The sequence below is a fragment of the Flavobacterium riviphilum genome (genome assembly GCF_055231795.1).
In genome coordinates this window covers 63349-81916 of record NZ_JBUYSY010000014.1, presented here as the reverse complement: position 1 = coordinate 81916, position 18568 = coordinate 63349, and the positions used below count along the sequence as shown (strand labels likewise).

Annotated in this window: 14 protein-coding genes and 1 tRNA gene; 4 read left to right on the top strand and 11 right to left on the bottom strand. The window is 38.6% G+C overall.

Going from position 1 to position 18568, the window contains the following annotated elements; translation table 11 throughout:
- Positions 1-202: 202 nt before the first annotated feature.
- Positions 203-276 (bottom strand) — tRNA-Asp (locus tag ACZIX2_RS11965).
- A gap of 86 nt (positions 277-362) precedes the next feature.
- A complete protein-coding gene (locus tag ACZIX2_RS11960) occupies positions 363-1301 on the bottom strand; it encodes a DUF58 domain-containing protein (protein ID WP_463340324.1) in 939 nt (312 codons plus the stop codon).
- Positions 1302-1468: 167 nt separating this feature from the next.
- Between ACZIX2_RS11960 and ACZIX2_RS11955 the strand changes: the two genes are divergently transcribed.
- The 3 genes from ACZIX2_RS11955 (at position 1469) to ACZIX2_RS11945 (ending at position 5028) form a co-directional block, all read left to right on the top strand.
- Positions 1469-3532: a M13 family metallopeptidase gene (locus ACZIX2_RS11955; protein ID WP_463340323.1), complete on the top strand. Its 2064-nt coding sequence runs from the start codon at positions 1469-1471 to the stop codon at positions 3530-3532.
- A 450-nt stretch (positions 3533-3982) separates the two neighbouring features.
- A complete protein-coding gene (locus tag ACZIX2_RS11950; RefSeq protein WP_463340322.1) occupies positions 3983-4564 on the top strand; it encodes a hypothetical protein in 582 nt (193 codons plus the stop codon).
- Between the two features lie 17 nt (positions 4565-4581).
- Complete coding sequence (locus ACZIX2_RS11945; protein ID WP_463340321.1) at positions 4582-5028, top strand: hypothetical protein; 447 nt, start codon at positions 4582-4584, stop codon at positions 5026-5028.
- Positions 5029-5600: 572 nt separating this feature from the next.
- On the opposite strand, the gene ACZIX2_RS11940 is transcribed toward ACZIX2_RS11945, so the two are convergent.
- From ACZIX2_RS11940 to ACZIX2_RS11930, 3 genes are all read right to left on the bottom strand, one after another.
- On the bottom strand, positions 5601-7547 hold the full coding sequence (locus ACZIX2_RS11940) for a S9 family peptidase (RefSeq protein WP_463340320.1): 1947 nt from the start codon (positions 7545-7547) through the stop codon (positions 5601-5603).
- Positions 7544-8437, bottom strand: coding sequence for a DMT family transporter (locus ACZIX2_RS11935; RefSeq protein WP_463340325.1), 894 nt, complete (start codon positions 8435-8437; stop codon positions 7544-7546). The genes ACZIX2_RS11940 and ACZIX2_RS11935 overlap by 4 nt, the downstream gene beginning before the upstream one ends.
- Before the next feature lie 62 nt (positions 8438-8499).
- On the bottom strand, positions 8500-9300 hold the full coding sequence (locus ACZIX2_RS11930; protein ID WP_463340319.1) for an SDR family oxidoreductase: 801 nt from the start codon (positions 9298-9300) through the stop codon (positions 8500-8502).
- 159 nt (positions 9301-9459) lie between these two features.
- Here ACZIX2_RS11930 and ACZIX2_RS11925 point away from each other — a divergent pair, with 159 nt between their 5' ends.
- Complete coding sequence (locus ACZIX2_RS11925; RefSeq protein WP_463340318.1) at positions 9460-11628, top strand: S9 family peptidase; 2169 nt, start codon at positions 9460-9462, stop codon at positions 11626-11628.
- An 82-nt stretch (positions 11629-11710) separates the two neighbouring features.
- Here the strand turns inward: ACZIX2_RS11925 and ACZIX2_RS11920 are convergent, their stop codons facing one another.
- The 6 genes from ACZIX2_RS11920 to ACZIX2_RS11895 form a co-directional block, all read right to left on the bottom strand.
- Positions 11711-14092 carry a M28 family peptidase gene (locus tag ACZIX2_RS11920; RefSeq protein ID WP_463340317.1) on the bottom strand — a complete coding sequence of 794 codons (2382 nt, stop codon included), beginning with the start codon at positions 14090-14092 and terminating at the stop codon, positions 11711-11713.
- A gap of 19 nt (positions 14093-14111) precedes the next feature.
- The gene (locus ACZIX2_RS11915) at positions 14112-14459 is read right to left on the bottom strand and encodes a hypothetical protein (RefSeq protein ID WP_463340316.1); all 348 of its coding nucleotides are present in this window, start codon (positions 14457-14459) and stop codon (positions 14112-14114) included.
- Positions 14460-14514: 55 nt separating this feature from the next.
- On the bottom strand, positions 14515-14670 hold the full coding sequence (locus ACZIX2_RS11910; protein WP_463340315.1) for a hypothetical protein: 156 nt from the start codon (positions 14668-14670) through the stop codon (positions 14515-14517).
- Positions 14671-15032: 362 nt separating this feature from the next.
- Positions 15033-15449, bottom strand: a complete 417-nt coding sequence (locus ACZIX2_RS11905; RefSeq protein WP_463340314.1) for an endonuclease domain-containing protein — start codon at positions 15447-15449, stop codon at positions 15033-15035.
- Between the two features lie 473 nt (positions 15450-15922).
- Positions 15923-17461: a GNAT family N-acetyltransferase gene (locus tag ACZIX2_RS11900; RefSeq protein ID WP_463340313.1), complete on the bottom strand. Its 1539-nt coding sequence runs from the start codon at positions 17459-17461 to the stop codon at positions 15923-15925.
- A gap of 120 nt (positions 17462-17581) precedes the next feature.
- The gene (locus ACZIX2_RS11895) at positions 17582-18427 is read right to left on the bottom strand and encodes a DUF6602 domain-containing protein (protein WP_463340312.1); all 846 of its coding nucleotides are present in this window, start codon (positions 18425-18427) and stop codon (positions 17582-17584) included.
- Between the last annotated feature and the right edge of the window lie 141 nt (positions 18428-18568).

Here is an 18568-nt window from a genome sequence, read left to right as displayed (position 1 = left end):
TCTTAAGCCTATACTTGCCAAAAACAAGAGAAGAAGATATAAACTAAAAAAAGCTATTCGCTACTGCGAAAAGCTTTTCATGGGTCTAACTACTAAACCGCGCTACGAGTTACAAATTCGTAGCAAACAACACAACTAATTTTAGATACCGTATTGGGACAAAAAAGCATTTCGATTTCTCGAAATGCTTTCCCAATTTTCGCGGTCTGGACGGGACTCGAACCCGCGACCCCATGCGTGACAGGCATGTATTCTAACCAACTGAACTACCAAACCTCTGCGTTATTGCGGTGGCAAAGATACAACCATTTTCTAGTTTTCCAAGCGTTTTTTGAAAAAAAATTCAATATTTTTTTTCGTTTTTACCCAAACTTTTGTTTTTCAACTAGATAAGTAGTGATAATTTTTTCAAAATTATCCTGCACACTTACTGGAAAATACTTGATTTTGTACTGCGCACAAGCTAAAGCCACCTTTTCAAAGTAAGCTTTGGCTTTGGATTCATACAATTCCTTCACATTTTCGGCAAATAAAGCCACTGACTCCCCTGTTTCGACATCTACAAAACGCCTTGGTGCCGCATCATAATCAAAATGAAGTTCGGTTTTGGCATCCATTACATGAAAAAGCACAACTTTATGCTTGTTGTGTTTTAAATGTTGTAAAGCAGCAAAAAGTTCTTGCTCGGCATTGGGCGAGGCATGAGATGAAAACATGTCGGTAAACAGTAATATCATAGAACGGCGATGCAATTTCTCGGCTATTTGATGCAAAAAAGTAACCGAATCGGTGGTTTTTTGGCGCGTCGGGTTTTGCAACGTATTTTCGAGCACGTTCAAAAGCATCCGATGATGGCGTTCGCTTCCTTTCTCAGGGGCATAATATTCGTACTGATTGGAAAACAAACTTAAACCTACCGCATCACGTTGTCGTTTTAATAAATTCATGACCACAGCAGCTGCCAAAATAGAAAACCCAATTTTGTTTTCATAAAAAGGTTGGCCTTGGCTTAATTTTGGAAAATGCATCGATGAAGAATTGTCAATAATGATATGACATCGCATATTGGTTTCTTCTTCAAACCTTTTGGTGTACAAACGATCGGTTTTGGCATACAGCTTCCAATCGATATGTTTGGTACTCTCACCTGTATTGTACACTTTATGCTCCGAAAATTCAGCCGAAAATCCATGAAACGGACTCTTATGCATCCCCGAAAGAAATCCTTCTACCACTTGATGAGCCAATAACTCTAGGTGGCGAAACTGGTTGAGTTGATCGATTTGAGTTGCTATCTTCATCTTTCAAATATACTAAAACGAATGGATTATAATTTTAACAGCACCTAAAAAACCCTATTCCTCGTTTTTTCACCTTTTAAAACTTATCTTTAGGACCTAAAAAATGAATTTTTTTGTAACATTTTTTCCCTATCTAAGACCGATAGTAAAACTAATTCAAATTATTTATGAAAAAAATCAACACCACCTCTTTACTGTTGGCACTTCCCGCCGTGTTAAGTTTTGGTTGGAGCCAAGCTCAAACAACTTCACCCGTCAAAGAACCGGGTATTAATGTCCAATTTATGGACCAAACCATTGCCCCAAACCAAGATTTTTTCCGATTTGTAAATGGTACTTGGCTTAAAAACACAGAAATCCCAAGCGATAAAACCCGTTGGGGAAGTTTTGACGAATTGCGTCAACGAACAGACAATGACGCATTGGCCATTTTAAAAGAAGCGGCAAAAAACCCAATGTACAAATCCAATACCGACCAAGGCAAAGCTATCAATTTATACAAAACGTATTTGGATACCCTTACGCGTAACAAATTAGGAGTAGCTCCGCTGAAACCGTTCTTGAAAAAAATCGATGCCGTTAAAAATGTAAAAGATTTACAAGCCCTTTTGATTGAAATGGAATCTTATGGAGGTTTAGGATTTATCGGTACATTTGTTGGTACCGATGCCAAAAACAGCAATCAAAACGTGATTTACCTTAGTCCAGGTAGCGTAGGCTTACCTGACCGCGATTACTATGTTGGTGAGGACAAAGATTCCAAAGAAAAAAGAGAAAAATACGTACTACACGTGGCCAAAATGCTGCAATTTTTGGGAGAAAAACCAGAAGCAGCCAAAGCCAATGCGGAAAGAATTTTGGCTTTAGAAATCGAAATGTCGAAACCTCGTTTTGATCGTGTAGAAAGAAGAGACCGTCGTAAATCGTACAACCCAATGACGGTAGCCGAATTGCAAAAACTTACTCCTGCTATTGATTGGACCACCTATTTCTCTAAAATTGGATTGCCAACCAACCAAACCATCATTGTATCCCAACCCAAATACATGACGGCTTTGGAGGGAATTTTGAAAGAAAATAAAGTCGCCGATTGGAAAACCTATTTGCGTTGGTCTTTATTGAACAAATCCGCGAGCCAATTATCGACTACTTTAGAAACCGCCAACTGGGAGTTTTACGGCAAAACCTTAACGGGTGCTTTAAAACAACGTCCTATAGAAGAGCGTGCGCTACAAATAGTAACTGGCTCTGTGGGTGAAGCATTAGGAAAATTGTATGTAGAGAAAAAATTCCCAGCAGAAGCCAAAGAAAAAGCGGCCAAAATGATCAAAAACATTTTCCGTGCCTACGAAAACCGTATCAACAACTTGCCTTGGATGTCGGCCGAAACCAAAGTGAGTGCCATAGCCAAATTGAACAAATCAAGAGTTAAAATTGGTTATCCTGACAAATGGAAAGATTATTCCGCTTTAACTATCAATAGTCCAGAAGAGAAAGGAACCTATTTTGATAACGTGAAAAACATTGCACAATGGCGTTTTAAAGAAAACCTAGCGGATTTGGCCAAACCAGTTGATAAAGATCGTTGGGGAATGGCTCCACAAACTGTAAATGCGTATTACAATCCATCCAACAACGAAATTGTGTTTCCAGCGGCTATCTTACAACCCCCTTTCTATAATTACCAAGCTGATGAAGCCGTAAATTATGGAGGAATTGGTGCTGTAATTGGTCACGAAATCTCTCACGGTTTTGATGATTCTGGTGCACGTTATAATGCCGAAGGTAACTTAGTAGATTGGTGGACACCAGAAGATTTGAAAAAATTTGGAGCCTTGACTGGCGCTTTAGCCGACCAATACAGTAAATTAGAGCCACTTCCTGGAACCTTTGTTGATGGTAAATTTACCTTAGGTGAAAACATTGGGGATTTAGGTGGAGTAAATGCTGCTTACGATGGTTTGCAATTGTATTTGAAAGAAAACGGCAATCCAGGACTGATTGATGGCTACACACCTGAACAACGTTTCTTCATTTCGTGGGGAACCATTTGGCGTTCTAAAATGAGAGACGAGGCTTTGAAATCACAAGTAAAAACCGACCCACACTCTCCAGGGATGTACAGAGCCTATGTACCGCTTCAAAACATAGATTCGTTTTACCAAGCCTTCAACATTCAACCGAATGACGGTATGTATATCGCTCCAGAGAAAAGAGTAAAAATCTGGTAAGATCTACTTTCCTAAAAAACCAAAACCCATCAGCTAAAGTTGATGGGTTTTTTGTTTGGGGTAAAAATATTTGACTGTTAATTCAAAACAAGAATCAATGTATTTAAGACATGATAAATTTAAATATAGTTAGGCCTTACATAATTGAACATCTTTCGTCTTCAATTTTATTTCTTTTCAATCACTATTTACAATGAAAATTCTAAATTTTTAAACAAAGCGCAAAAAGAGGTTCATTTAGAACAATTACCACTACAACTATTTAATTTTAAGAAAAGTATAAGATATAATAAATTCTAATTCTCCTAATTTTGCATCCGCAATAATTTAAATTGTACAATTTCTTCTTAGGCATTATTAAAATCTACAATAACTTACTAGGTTACAAAAACATCAAGAGAATTAACAATATCCAATTAAAAACAAATTTTACATTTTCAATAAATTTTCATGAAAAAATTCTTCCTAACTTCATTTTTTACACTATCATCAGTACTAAGTTTCGCACAATCAATTGAACATTTGACCTTTAAAAATATCCCCATTGACGGAACCCTTAATGAATATATTTCTAAAATGAAACAAACTGGTTTTTCATTCATTCAGACAGCAAACGGAGCTGCAATACTAAATGGAGACTTTGCAGGATACAAAGATTGCAACGTAGCTGTTTCAACTCTAAAGCAAATGGATTTAGTTCATAAAATAGTCGTAATATTTCCTGATAAAAAAATTTGGTCAACTCTTTCGGGTAATTATTTTGATTTGAAACAAATGCTAACAGAAAAATACGGGAATCCATCAAAAGTAGTTGAAAAATTTGACGGTTATTCTGAACCAAGAGATGATAATTCAAGAATGTATAAAGTTGGCATGGACAGCTGCAAGTATTATTCAATTTGGGAAACAGATAAAGGAAATATAGAACTATCTATAAGTCACGATAGCTTTTCTTCGAGCTTCGTCATATTAGCCTATTTCGACAAAATCAATAGTAACAAAATTAAATCAAGTGCCATAGACGACTTATAAAACAAAACCTAAAAGAAATGAAGAATTTTCTAATATTTATTACTGGATTTGTGGCAGGCATATTAGCAACAATTTTCACAACATATCTATTTACAAAGGCTAACAAACCTAATGATGACGGTTTACTTGGACTTACAGTTTTTGAAAAAAAAGGAGAATGTATAACCACAACGTCTAAAAATAAATCTTCAGAAATAGAGGTTTTTCAAGTTATAGCACCAGATGCTGCTCTTGCAAATATAAAGTATTATACTGATAAAAAAATGTATGGTGACGAAATCTATCGTGACTATGATATTGGAAACGATATTGTTGTTTTACTTATTAACTACGATAAAAAAACATATTATGACGAGCAGAAAATTAATGTCTCTAATAATTGTTTGAGACAAATAGGAACATATCAGTACGAAACTAGAAGAGATAATTTTGGAAAAACTGTTCCAGTGGTTGTTATTGAATAGAGCACAATATGTAATCTTGATTTTTGAATTTAATCAATAATGTAATGCAATCAAAATACATATTTTTTGCAATATGTAAACAGAAATGTATTTTTTAAACATTTGTAAAGATAAACAACAATAATTCTATAAGACTTTTGTTGCCAAAATCTAATTTTTGGAAGCTTTTAAGACATCCTCTTACATCAAGCAACACTTACTTGTTTACTTTAACAAGATGCAAACACATTTCGCTCTTGAGCGATTTTTCAAATCATCAAGATGAAGCCATAAAATGACCGCGGTCGACTAAGTAGTTAACCGCGGTCGATTGAAAGATTCATCTTGATGAAAAAATAAATTCGTCCTGATTGAGGAAGTAGTTGACCCTGATGGTTTTTGATTAATCACCCCACCCCAGTGTTATTCTGCCTTAAAGGAGAAGTTCATCCGTTTACTATCGCTTAAGCGAAACTTACAGCGGGACGACTCGTGTGGGGCGCAGGTCACGGGTGCTCCTCATCACGAAACTACTTTTTAGTGTTACCTTCTCCTAACAAAAAACCCACTCGCTAGGAATGGGTTTTGTGGGATTATTTTAAAAGATACTCTTGCATAAATCGGATGACGGCTAGTCGTTGGTAATCGACGTTGGCTTTTTTCTTGAAGCCGTGGCCTTCGTCTTTGGCCTCGAGGTACCAAACCGTGTTGCCTTGTGCTTTGAGTTTGTCACGCATTTGAAGCGCTTCGGTCACGGGAACGCGAGGGTCGTTGGTGCCTTGAATGATGAATAACGGTTTTTTGATTTTATCGGTATTGTTTAAAGGTGCCATTTTATCAAAAAAAGCGGCCATTTCGGGGATGCGTTCATCGCCATATTCTACTCTTCGCAAGTCGCGACGGTATTCCTCGGTGTTCTTTAGGAAGGTATTGAAGTTGGAAATCCCCACAATATCTACTGAGCATCGGATTTTGTCGGCATAGTGAAAGGCCGTAGCCAAAGTCATATAACCGCCATAACTTCCGCCCATAATCATAATGCGGTCTTTGTCGAGTTCGGGTTGTTGGGCAATCCAATCCAATAGCGCTCCGATGTCTTTTACGGAATCTTCACGTAACATCCCGTTGTCTTTGGCCAAATAGGTTTTACCAAATCCTGAGGAACCTCTCACGTTCGGGAAAATCATCGCTACACCCATCTCATTAGTGTAAAAATTGCTTGCGCCCAAAAAAGACGCTTGGGATTGTCCTTCAGGTCCACCGTGAATCTGAATCAGCACGGGTCTTTTTCCTGTGAATTTTGAAGCGGCTGGGTAATAGAATCCCGAAATGCCCAAACCATCAAAACTTTTCCACTCGATAAATTTTGGCAATGCCATATCAGAAGCTTGCATTTCGCCCAATTCGCTCGCGGTCCATTGCTCGATTTTACCATTTTTTAGCGAAAGGCGGTACACATCCGAAGCGGTTTGTGCTGTCGATTGCGTAAAAAACAAACTTTGGTTGTCCTTGGTAAACTCCGCTCCGCCAATCAATCCGGTGGGAATGTTTTTGACTTCGCTATAGGATTGGTCTTTGGTATTCATCAAATACATTTTGTTGCGACCCGCTTCGTTGGTGATGAACACCAGTTGTTTTTTGTCTTCCGAAAAAGAAAAACTTTCTACATTCCAATTGATTTTGGAGGTCAAATAGTTCACTTTTTTGGTCTTCACGTCCAAAATAGCCAAACGCTCAAACTCATTGTCTTTATCGGTCAAAAACCAAATTTCGTTGGTCGAATTTCCAAATTTAGCTCCACTTTGAATCACACCTTTGCTGGCTCTGTCGGTTACTTCGGACAATTTGCCAGAAGCGATATCCAAAGACCAAATATGAGATTCATTGGCCGAAATGTATTCGCCAATCAACAGTTGTGAATTGTCTTTAGAAAGGTCCAAAATTCGCCAACCGCCTCCTTTTACTTGCAGCACCATTTTGGCCGCCGAAGGATTTTTTGGGTCCATATAATAAATGTCACGGTCTCCACCGTTGCGTTTGGTTGAGGAGAAATAAAACCCCTTTCCATCGGCTCTCCAAGTAATGCCGCCGTTTTGTGAACGGCCACCATCAGTCAGTAAAGTCGATTGCAGCGTTTTGAGGTCTAGTTGGTACAATTGCCCAAACTCATTACCGCCCACGTCTTTGGAATAAATCAGATACTCGCCTTTGGTAGGTTCGTAGCTCACGCCACTAACCGGTTCGTCAAAAAAAGTGATTTGCGTTCTCGCGCCCAAAGGTTGCACCACGCGATGCAATTGAGCCGTAGAGCCAAAACGCGTGGTAATGATAATATCGTTTTTTACAGGATGAATTTCTGCCAAAGAAGCACCACGAGCCTCGGAGTATTTTTTTACTTGAACAGCTAACTCTTTCGGAATGAAAGCAATGTTTTCGGTAATCAAATTTTCGTTTGGCAAAATACCCGTATTTTTTTGCTGTGCTTGTACTAAAGTCAAGCCGAGAAAAGTCGGGATTAAAATAAATGCATTGAGTTTCATACTATTTCATTTTGGATTAGTTCAAGTTTTCGTTGGCGTTGCATGGAGTAATTGATAATGTACAAGCCTGTCATGGTAACTGCTCCGCCAATAATGATGGCAGCTGTGAGGATTTCGTCAAACAAAAATGCCCCTAAAAGTACTGCTACAATCGGATTGATATAGGCATAGACACTACTGACTTCAGTAGGTAGATGTTGTAAAGCATAAATAAAGGCAATAAAAGTGAAGACCGAACCAATGATGACCAAGTAAGCAATAGCCCACCAGGAAGCCGCTGGAATTTGACTTAGTGGAATACCCGTTCCAGAGGCGCCTGTAAAAGCAAAAAGACAAAAACTTGAAATCAACATTTGCAATCCTAAACTAAAATAAGGATTAAAAGTCGCCGCTTTTTTCTTGGTATACAAAGTACCAAAGGCCCAAGTGATTGTAGCTGCTATGGAAAGGACAATCCCAAACTGAAAATCGGGTCGGATAAAATCGGCCAAATGTTCATAGAAAATAACGCATACCCCAGCAAAAGCAATCAGAATTCCAAAAACCGCCAAGCGAGTGATACGCTCCCCCCTGAAAAAACTGATTATTGCAATCCAAATAGGCACCATAGCACCGATAATGGCCCCTAGCCCACTCGGAATGAATTTCACGCCCCAGGTACTTAAACCATTACTCAATAAGAAGTTAAGCAAACTCAATATTACTATCGATTTCCACTGCTTCCCTTTAGGCCAAGGTGTTTTCTTTACAATAAAATAACCCACATACAAAGCACCGCCCAAAAACTGACGGATAGCAGCCAACTGAAGTGCAGGCATATGTTTTACGCCTTCTTTAGACGCTAACCAAGTCGTGCCCCAAGCTATGCTTACCCAAGCTAAGGCCAACATAGGTAGCCCCAACGAAGTAAAGGGAGCCGTAACGGTATTTTTAATTTTTGTTCTCAAGATAACTAAGGAGTTTCTACAAAAGTATACTTTAAAATCGTTTGTAGTTTATCACTACTAATCCTTTTTCCGGTTCCCGAAGAAGTTGGATCAAAAGTGGGCGCCACCAATTGCCATTCGAGTGCTTTCTTAGTATAATACTCTTCTCTGGTAGGATGATAAGGCGAGACAGCGTTGAAAGTTTCGTTCCAACAATCCAGTGCTATAATTTTTTGAATGATACCGATGCAATCCGTTTGGTGAATGAAATTAATAGGAGCCTTGGCATTGGGCAGATTTTCTTTGCCCGATAACATTCGTATTGGATTTCGATCAGATCCTACGAGTCCGCCAAAACGAAGGATAGTAGTTTGAAAATGAGGATTGCTTTGCAAAAGTTGCTCTACGATTACCAATTGTCGACCACCTTCGACATCGGGATTCAAAGGCGTTGTTTCGGTGACCACATCATTCTCTTCACCGTAGACCGAAGTAGAACTTACAAACAGTACCTTTTGAACCTCAGATTGTTCGATAAACGGAATCAAAGTTTGCATTTTACCCACAAAATCCTCGCTGTTGTTGCTTCTTAATTTGGGCGGAATATCAATAATCACTATTTCGCTTCCTTTTAGAAAGGTTGTGATATCGCCAGCAATGTTCTTAGGTTGCAATTCCATCAAAAACGTAAGAATTCCTAGCTTTTCTAATTGAGCTAATTTTGAAGAAGATGTCGTCGAACCTTTCACCGTAAAACCGTTTTTTATCAAGGCTTCCGCCAAAGGCAAACCGAGCCAACCGCAACCAAGAATACTAATTTGTGACATTGTTACCCCTCTTTTTAGAATAACAAAGTTGAAAGAAAAATAGTTCTTACACAAATCCATATTTCCATTTCAATAAATCATTGAAAAAGTCATAATTTTTTCAAAAGATTGGTATTTAACAAACGAAGCTTTTTATATTCGCTACTTAAAAAAGTATTTATGAAAAAATATTCTTTGTGTTTGCTTTTAGCCAGTTCCTTGGCATTTGCACAACAACATTTCACCATTGAAGAAACCGTACTTGGCGGAAGAAAATATGCTCCTACCACTTTAGTTGGACAACAATGGCGAAAAAACACCGCATCGATTAGTTATTTAAGTGCTGATTACAGCCAATTGTTAGAAAAAAGCGCCGTCAATGGTTGGAAAGAAACTACATTGGTTACTCAAGCCGCATTTGAAAAGGCATTAAAAAATAAGATTACCAATGATTCGTTTACGCTGCGCATGTTTCCGTACGAGATCGAATGGAAATCAGCCCAAACTTTTGAAACAGAAGTCGCTGGCAGCAAAAACAATTACAAAGTAACTTTTGATGTAATGAGCCAACAAATTACTCAAGTAGTGGCTTACCCTAAAGAAGGTACTCAAGCAAAATTTACAACCAATGGCTATGTTGCCTGGTTGAAAGACAACAACATCCGCATCACCACACCAGAAAAAACAATCGAAGTAACCCAAGATGAGAATCCTGGTATCGTTAACGGTTCGGATTATGTACACCGTCAAGAATTTGGCATCGACCGTGGCATGTGGTGGAACGAAACCGGAACCCAATTGGCCTATTATCGTAAAGACGAAACTATGGTCAAAAATTACCCCCTCACCAATTGGAATGAGCGTGAAGCCAGCAACAAAGACATCAAATATCCAATGGCAGGTATGAAAAGTGAAGAAGTAACTTTGGTTGTATTTGATTTAGCGACGCAACAAAAAGTGACCCTGCAAACCGGCGAACCCAAAGAGCAATACCTCACTATGGTGACTTGGGATCCGTCAGGAAAATTTATTTATGTAGGCGTATTGAACCGCGAACAAAATCATCTAAAATTCAACAAATATAGTGCAACAACCGGCGCATTAGTAAAAACCTTGTTTGAAGAAAAAGCCAGTACATGGGTGGAACCGCAACATCCGTTGACGTTTGTACCGAATCATCCCGATCAATTTATTTATCAAACCGACAATTTTGGTTATAACCAACTGTATTGGTATAACACTGAAGGAAAACTGTTGAAAAATCTTGGCTTCAAAGATGTTGTGGTCAAAGAACTGCTAGGGTTTTCTTCTGATGGTAAATTCATCCATTACTTAGGTACAGCGAACAATGGACTTGACAAATTATTATATCAAGTGGAACTTCAATCGGGCAAAACTGTGGTATTAACTTCAACCTCTGGGATGCACAACGCTTCGGTTTCGGATGATGGGACATTTCTTTTAGACCAATACAGCAATGTAAACACGCCGAATGAAATTTCAATCCTCAATTTGAAAACCAAAAAAGCAACGGAATTGGTAAAAGCTAGTAATCCGTTTGAAGGAAAGATCACCTTGCCCAAAATGGAATTGATTACACTAACCGCTGCCGACGGCAAAACCCCTTTGAACGGGCGTATCTTGTATCCTACTAATTTTGATGCTACCAAAAAATATCCTGTGATGGTTTATGTTTATGGAGGCTCACATGCGCAATTGGTAAACAACCGTTGGATGGGTGGCGCAGGCTATTTTGATAATTATATGGCGCAACAAGGATATGTGGTGTTTACACTGGATAATCGCGGAAGTGATTCGAGAGGAAAAAAATTCTGCGATGTGAATCACCGTCAATTAGGCGTAAACGAAATGGCCGATCAAATGAAAGGTATTGAATTCTTAAAATCAAAATCCTTTGTGGATGCCGATAGAATTGGTGTATTTGGATGGAGCTTTGGTGGTTTCATGACTACTTCTTTGATGACGGATCATCCGGATGTATTTAAAGTAGGTGTGGCCGGAGGTCCAGTAATCGATTGGAAATATTACGAAATCATGTATGGCGAGCGCTACATGGACACCCCAGAAGAAAACCCACAAGGTTACGCCCAAACGTCTTTATTAGACAAAGCCAAAAACTTAAAAGGACGTTTGTTACTCATACATGGCGCACAAGACCCTGTGGTAGTGCAACAACACAGTATGAACTTTATTGAAGCGTGCATCAAAGCAGGCAAACCGGTAGATTACTTCTTATATCCCAACCACGAACACAATGTGGGCGGCAGAGACCGTATTCACTTGTATGCCAAAGTAGCGGACTATTTTAATCTACATTTGAAGAAGTAAGCTCCTTTTGATTCCATAAAAATTCCGCATAGTTTCAAGCCTATGCGGATTTTTTATTTATAATCCGATAATCTGAACTAGTTTATCGAGTTGGTACTGCCAAACTATCTTTGGCCACTGCCAAAGAATCCGAAACCGTTGAAAGTACTTCTTTGGGCAAAGTCAATTGGCCTTTCTTAATTTTTTTTCGTATCACCACGGCATCGTTGAGTACAAAAGGCGTAGGCATCATCCAATCGGCTCGTTCTTGCACATTGAACAGCGGATTTTGCAATAAGTCGAAAGAAGATTCGAACAATTCCAAATCCACAATGGCTGAGGCATTCACACTAAAATCCAAGACCAAAGGCTCATTGCCAACCACATAATAACTCAGAATTTTTTTGCCTTTACGTTCCAAAATAGAACTGGTATCACCTAAATTTTTGGCACCATTGGCTCTGAAATTGTAAAAAGTGAGCGATTCATTGGCAAAAATATCATAGCGGTTTACCTTGCGATTGGGAATAATTTTCAATCGAATATAACGCATGTTGCCCGCAATACTATCTTTTTGGAAGTAGACCGAAGGCTCTGGCACGGCAACCACAGGAGTTGAGGCTGCATAAGTGAATCCAGAATTGTACTTACTAAACAAAGGCAAATCGTTTAGCGTTTTGGCACTAAGGGGATTGGTCCCCAAATAAGTTTGCGTCCAATCGTCCAAATTCACATCATAGGTTGCCCAAAAAGCTTGTTTGGTATCGGCATTCAAGAAATAGATCAAACTGTTGGATTTGGCTTTGCCAAGCTGATAGTCTGAAGCAAAGTGAGCTTTGGCAAAAAAGAACAAAGCGAAAACAAACATTGCCAAAGACCAACGCCCTTTGTACAAAAAGGCTCCAAAAATGGGCAACAACAACCCAAAAGTTAGCACCGTTAGCACAGCACTACCCACCAAAACTTTTAATCCCAATCCCACGGGAAACATTTGAATAAAAGGAGCCAACAGCAACAAAGCAGGTATTCCACAAATTAAATTCAGCACCCAATTGGAACGTTGTGTGAAAACAAAACCAGCAAAAGCGATCAAGCCAAAATAAACAGGTATAATTAAAAACCCGGCTCCGGTGAGCGTGTTGGCCAAGATGCCATTCAACACAATCCACAGCAGCAAGACCATGGTGTAGTGATTCATTGTCACTTTCTTATAGGAAAGTAATTGGTACATCATAAAACAGACCGAAAGCGACAAAAAGACAAAGGCAGCAATATAATCGTGTCCGTTATACGTAAATCCGTTGAGGAAGTCGTTGTATTGCGGATAGGCCCAAAGCAAGCCTTGCCAGCCAAAGTAGGCCAAGGCACCCGCCACACCCAAAGACCCTAACAAGGGTAACAATCCCTTGAACAATTCTCTAAAGCTAAATAATCGGCGTACTTTACCCAGAAAAAGAAAAATAAGAAACAGCACTGCCGCCACTAGAGTCATAGGCAATACCCAAGAAAAAGGATAACTAATAAAACTGAAAGGAAGGCTAAAATACACCTCATCCTCCGTAGCTTTTACTTGTGCTAAGTTGGCATTGGCAAAATAGTTCAACAAAGGCATTAAATAACGTCCTTGATGTGCTAAGGATTTTTTGTCCAAATGTTTGCTATCATCTTGTTGGGTATGATAGTTGTAATGCCCGTCGATAAAGGCAAAATTAAAACCTTGTATGTTGCCTTTTTCTCTAAAAACAGTCAAATCGGTGTCATTGGGCAACATTTTGTAAATGCTATACATCAAAGAATTGGACACGGGATAACTAACCCCTGCTTTGGAAAACTCCTGCACCATTCCCGCATTGCCTTGGTTGGTTTCCATCAACATATAACTTGGACCCGAGGAACCACGGGCTTCAAAATTCAACACCAAGCCTACATCTTTGGCCCAAGGATGTTGCGTGACAAACAAAGCGGCCCCGTTCAACCCCAACTCTTCTCCATCCGAAAACACGATGATAATATCGTTTTTATGCGCTTTTTTGGCATGCAAAAACGTACGCACCCCTTCAATGATTGTAGCTACTCCAGATCCCGCATCGCTTGCTCCCTTGGAAGCCGAATGCGGCGCACTGTCATAATGTGACAAAAGCAACAGCGCTTTGCCGGGTTGTGTTCCTTTGATACGCGCTACGATGTTTTTAGCTTTGACTAAATTACCCCAATCGCTCATGGTGTAGCCTTCTTGAATTTGTGGTGTGATCCCCATCAAACTCAATTGATGGGTTAGCGTTAAGACTACATCTTCATGATATTGGGTACCCACATAATGAGGTTCTTTGGAAATCCGCTCTACGGTTTTAAAGGCCCGTTGTGTAGAATAATCAGCCAGAGATTTTCCTTCAAAACTCAAAGTTTGCGGCATTTGTAGGTAATACGCCGAGACCAAAACGATTACCATTACAGCAACCGATATCAAAGTAGCATACTTCTTCATAAGTATTGGGTTGTGGTATTTAAATATCTTTTTTGACTAGCATGTAATAGTCATTTTCCAAAAGCATATAGCCTTGATCGTACAAAAAATAATACGTATTTCCTGTTTTGGTGTGCAATATAGAAGTAAAAAATTCAAAATCAAATCCCTTACTCATTAACTTCGCCTTGCTAGTTTTACTTTTGCCTTCTACATTCAATTCTGACAAAATTCGGTAATTTTTGCGCAACTTGTTGTTAATATTTCGCATATAATTCGTGCTGTCCTTGTTGATTTTATTGTTGTAAGCATTCCTACAACTGTCGCTACAAAATTTCTTGTCTTCGCGACCTACAATTTTTTCACCACATTCGAGGCAGGTTTTCATAAATTTTCAATTTAACTGATTCAACATTTTGGTATTAGGAGCCCAGCAATAGGCTTTATTGGTTATCATTGGTTCCTGCTGTCCTTCCTATCTTTTTGGCCCCGAGAAAAACGGGTCCAAAAAGGATATTCCCTCCCATCAGGGCTAGGTAGGAAGCAGGGTTTTGTGTTTGTTTTCTTATTTTATACACCCCTAGCCCTTCTAATTCCATGTATTATTTTTCATTGGAGTCGTTCAAGAAGGGAATTCGAATGTGCTAAATGATATACTTTTTGATACTATTCACTTTTATTCTCTCACTTGACACACCCCTAGCCCCTCTCAAGAGGGGAATTCGAATGTGCTAAATGAGATGTTTTCACTATTATTCAAAAATGTATTTTTAAACACTAAACGTGTTGCGGTCCTAGCTCCCCTCTTGAGAGGGGTCGGGGGTGTGTTTTATTTTTTACAAATTATCTCTTCTTCTTAGTAAATCCACAGTTTCTCTTAAACAGTCAAAATTCAATATCTAGTTAATGAATCTACAATTTAGAAAATGGGATTTAAAAATTTTAAAGATAGTTTTTCGCTTCAGCCTTGACCACTCCCCTCTCGAGAGGGGCTGGGGGTGTGTTTTTCATATTCCACAATATAACCTTCAATAGCTCGCAAAACATTCTCCATATCTTTCAAAACTTGTTCATCCGTAAACCGTAAAACACTTATCCCCAACTGATTCATTCTTTTCTCTTTTACTGTGTCTTTATTATATACTTCTAAAAACTGATGAGAATACCCATCAACTTCAATTCCTAACATCAACTCATAACAAAAAAAATCTAAAATATAATGATCTATAGGCTTTTGACGATGAAAATCATAACCATACATCTGTTTACCTTTCAGCTTTAACCAAAGAAAGATCTCGGTTCTTGTAGAATCATTTCTTAATTGTCTAGCCAATTCTTTTAGCTTTGGATTGTACGGAATGATCTTTCTTTTATCCATTTGATTATATTGTTCTTCTTAATTTTCTCTTTTTACACACCCCTAACCCCTCTAACTCCATGTATTATTTTTAATTGGAGTCGTTGAATCTTCGATTTCAAGAGGGGAATTAAAAGGTGCTAAATGAGATGTTTTTCACTATTATTCACTTTTGTTCTCATACTTTACACACCCCTAGCCCCTCTCAAGAGGGGAATTCGAATGTGCTAAATGAGATGTTTTCACTATTATTCAAAAATGTATTTTTAAACACTAAACGTGTTGCGGTCCTAGCTCCCCTCTTGAGAGGGGTCGGGGGTGTGTTTTATTTTTTTCAAATTCTTCTATAAAACCAAAAAATCCCCTTGTTACTCTCTAACCCCGATAGGAGCGGCATCCTTTTTTTCACCTTTCGGGGGAAAAAAGATATAGCGGATAGCGGGACGATGTTTCCTGAGAAGCCTTTTGTGTCTGTTCCTAAACAAACCTCTTCTCTATTTATCATTGTTTTTTAACTTCTGTAAATCATACAAATCGGTTCTTCGGTCTTTGAGGATGCGCACGCTGCCGTGTTCGTGCAGCTCTTTGAGCAAATCCAAATCGACATCGACAATCAAGGTCATTTCGGTATTGGGTGTGGCTTCGGCTTTGATCCCGTTGCTTGGAAACGCAAAATCCGAGGGCGTAAACACCGCCGATTGTGCATACTGAATGTCCATATTATTCACCTTTGGTAAATTCCCCACGCAACCCGCAATGGCCACATAACACTCGTTCTCAATGGCCCGTGCTTGCGAGCAATGTTTGACCCGAGTAAAAGCATTTTGAGTATCGGTCAAAAATGGGACAAACAAAATATTCATACCCTCATCGGCCATGATGCGAGACAGCTCTGGAAACTCCACATCATAACAAATCAATATGCCAATCTTACCACAATCGGTATCAAAAGTTTGAATATTCGAACCGCCTTTCATTCCCCAATGCTGCACCTCGTTGGGGGTCACATGAATTTTGCTGTACATTTCGGCCGTGGCATCGCGTTTACACAAAAAACCTACGTTGTACAAATTCCCTCCCTCTAAATAGGGCATACTTCCGGTGATGATGTTGATGTTGTACGAAATGGCAAACTCCTGAAAGCGTTTTTTGATGGCCTCGGTGTATTTGGCCAACTCGCGTATGGCTTCGGCCTCGGTAAGGTGATTATAATCGGCCATCAAAGGTGCGGTAAACAACTCTGGAAACAAGGCAAAATCGCAACCATAACCCGAGACCACATCGATGAAAAACTCAGATTGTTCAAACAAAGCATCGAGATTGGCCAACGACCGCATTTGCCATTGGATCAAACCCAATCGAATTACTGATTTTTCGGTATTGATGAGCTTGGGACTTTCGTCATAGTAAATGTTATTCCATTCTAATAAAACAGCTACCTCTTTGGATTCTTCATCGCCTTCTAAATAGTTTTTGATGACGCGCAATACGTGGAAATCATTGTTGAGTTGAAAGGACAACACAGGATCGTGCAATTGTTTGCTTCGCACTTTATCGATGTATTTTTTGGGCGACATTTTATCGGCATGTTTGCCATAATTCGGAATGCGTCCGGCAAAAACAATCCCTTTGAGATTAAGCTGTTCGCACAATTCTTTGCGAGCATCGTACAAACGGCGACCCAAGCGCAAGCCGCGATAATTGGGATGAATAAACACATCGATACCATACAAAATCTCGCCAAACGGATTGTGGGTCGAAAACGAATAATTGCCGATGATATCCAAATAATTGTGGCGTTTGTCGACCATTTTCTCATCTACTATAAGCGACAACGCCGAACCCACCACTTTGCCATCGGCCAAAATCACCAACTGTCCTTCGGGAAAAACGTCCAACAAGCGTTCGATATCCTCGGCGCGCCAATAGGAATCGGCCATTTCGGGATAGGATTCCACCATGGAATTCTTGAGTTGCTTGTAGTCCTCCAACGCCAAATTGCGCAATTCTACTTTTTTGATTTTCGTTTGCATAGGGTGTGGGGTTTTAGGGTTACTTATGTTTTTGAGATATTGTGTTGACCTATCAAGTAAAAGTCTAAAGAAAAAACAAATTAGAATTACGAGTAATTTAATGTATAAATAAACTGATGTTTATTCTTGATCAGAATTAATTCCTCCGGTAATATCCTCACCGATATAATTAGAAATTTCAGGATAATAAACACTACCTGAAGATGTTCCCATAAAAATATATGTACTTGCAAAAAGAAAATGAACATTTTTATTTTTATCAGGTTTAATAAATCTATTCTTTAAAACGTTATTTATAACTGGATACATCAATGATTTATCATTACTATCAACATAAGCTAATAAACCATCATCTATACTTAATACTAAATTATGCTTATGTCTTGGCTGTATATCTGCATCATAATATGAATCAATTTCACTTGGTAATTTATCTAAATCAAAATTTAACTTATTACAAACAAGAACCGAAAATATATTATCATAGAAATAATTAATCGGATCAAAAGCACCTTCTTTATCACGTTTAATTTTCACTGGCGAGGACATATTCTCTTTTAATCTTTTATTCTTTGCCAATTTATTTAGAGCTACTTTAAACTCATTCTTGGTCAAATCAGATTTAACTTCAACTATACCTACAACAGTCTCAACCGGATAAAATCTTTGTTTTTCAACATTTTCTATCAGAGGAGTATTATTTCTGTCATATACTATGATGTCTATTTGTGAACTAACATCTCCTTTATCCGTAATTATGAAACCACTCCCTAAATCAAGTCGCATAGGAATTATAGCTCTTAAAAAATCTTTACATATTTGTTCTCTATGTGTTCCAAACTCCCCAGGATGGATAAGTCTATTTAAATTATCATCATAAAAAATATTCTTTGCTGTTTCTTTGAAAGAATACCTAAAAAATTCTATTTTCTCTTCTAATATTTTATTAAAAATTTGATTCCCCATAATTCCTATCCGTGATTAAAAAAATAATACTCCCTCAAATATACTCAAAAATATCCATTTACAAACGGTTACAAACAATTACAACCGAAAGTAAATGGTAGGCAACCGACTAAGTATCAATTGGCACCGCATCTTTGCCCT

Bases quoted from the DNA above. Each gene is read 5' to 3' on its own strand.
- ACZIX2_RS11960 (WP_463340324.1), bottom strand. From the start codon at position 1,301: ATGAAGATAGCAACTCAAATCGATCAACTCAACCAGTTTCGCCACCTA.
- ACZIX2_RS11955 (WP_463340323.1), top strand. From the start codon at position 1,469: ATGAAAAAAATCAACACCACCTCTTTACTGTTGGCACTTCCCGCCGTG.
- ACZIX2_RS11945 (WP_463340321.1), top strand. From the start codon at position 4,582: ATGAAGAATTTTCTAATATTTATTACTGGATTTGTGGCAGGCATATTA.
- ACZIX2_RS11925 (WP_463340318.1), top strand. From the start codon at position 9,460: ATGAAAAAATATTCTTTGTGTTTGCTTTTAGCCAGTTCCTTGGCATTT.
- ACZIX2_RS11900 (WP_463340313.1), bottom strand. From the start codon at position 17,461: ATGCAAACGAAAATCAAAAAAGTAGAATTGCGCAATTTGGCGTTGGAG.
- ACZIX2_RS11910 (WP_463340315.1), bottom strand. From the start codon at position 14,670: ATGGAATTAGAAGGGCTAGGGGTGTATAAAATAAGAAAACAAACACAA.
- ACZIX2_RS11920 (WP_463340317.1), bottom strand. From the start codon at position 14,092: ATGAAGAAGTATGCTACTTTGATATCGGTTGCTGTAATGGTAATCGTT.
- ACZIX2_RS11915 (WP_463340316.1), bottom strand. From the start codon at position 14,459: ATGAAAACCTGCCTCGAATGTGGTGAAAAAATTGTAGGTCGCGAAGAC.
- ACZIX2_RS11935 (WP_463340325.1), bottom strand. From the start codon at position 8,437: ATGTTGGCCTTAGCTTGGGTAAGCATAGCTTGGGGCACGACTTGGTTA.
- ACZIX2_RS11940 (WP_463340320.1), bottom strand. From the start codon at position 7,547: ATGAAACTCAATGCATTTATTTTAATCCCGACTTTTCTCGGCTTGACT.
- ACZIX2_RS11895 (WP_463340312.1), bottom strand. From the start codon at position 18,427: ATGGGGAATCAAATTTTTAATAAAATATTAGAAGAGAAAATAGAATTT.
- ACZIX2_RS11950 (WP_463340322.1), top strand. From the start codon at position 3,983: ATGAAAAAATTCTTCCTAACTTCATTTTTTACACTATCATCAGTACTA.
- ACZIX2_RS11930 (WP_463340319.1), bottom strand. From the start codon at position 9,300: ATGTCACAAATTAGTATTCTTGGTTGCGGTTGGCTCGGTTTGCCTTTG.
- ACZIX2_RS11905 (WP_463340314.1), bottom strand. From the start codon at position 15,449: ATGGATAAAAGAAAGATCATTCCGTACAATCCAAAGCTAAAAGAATTG.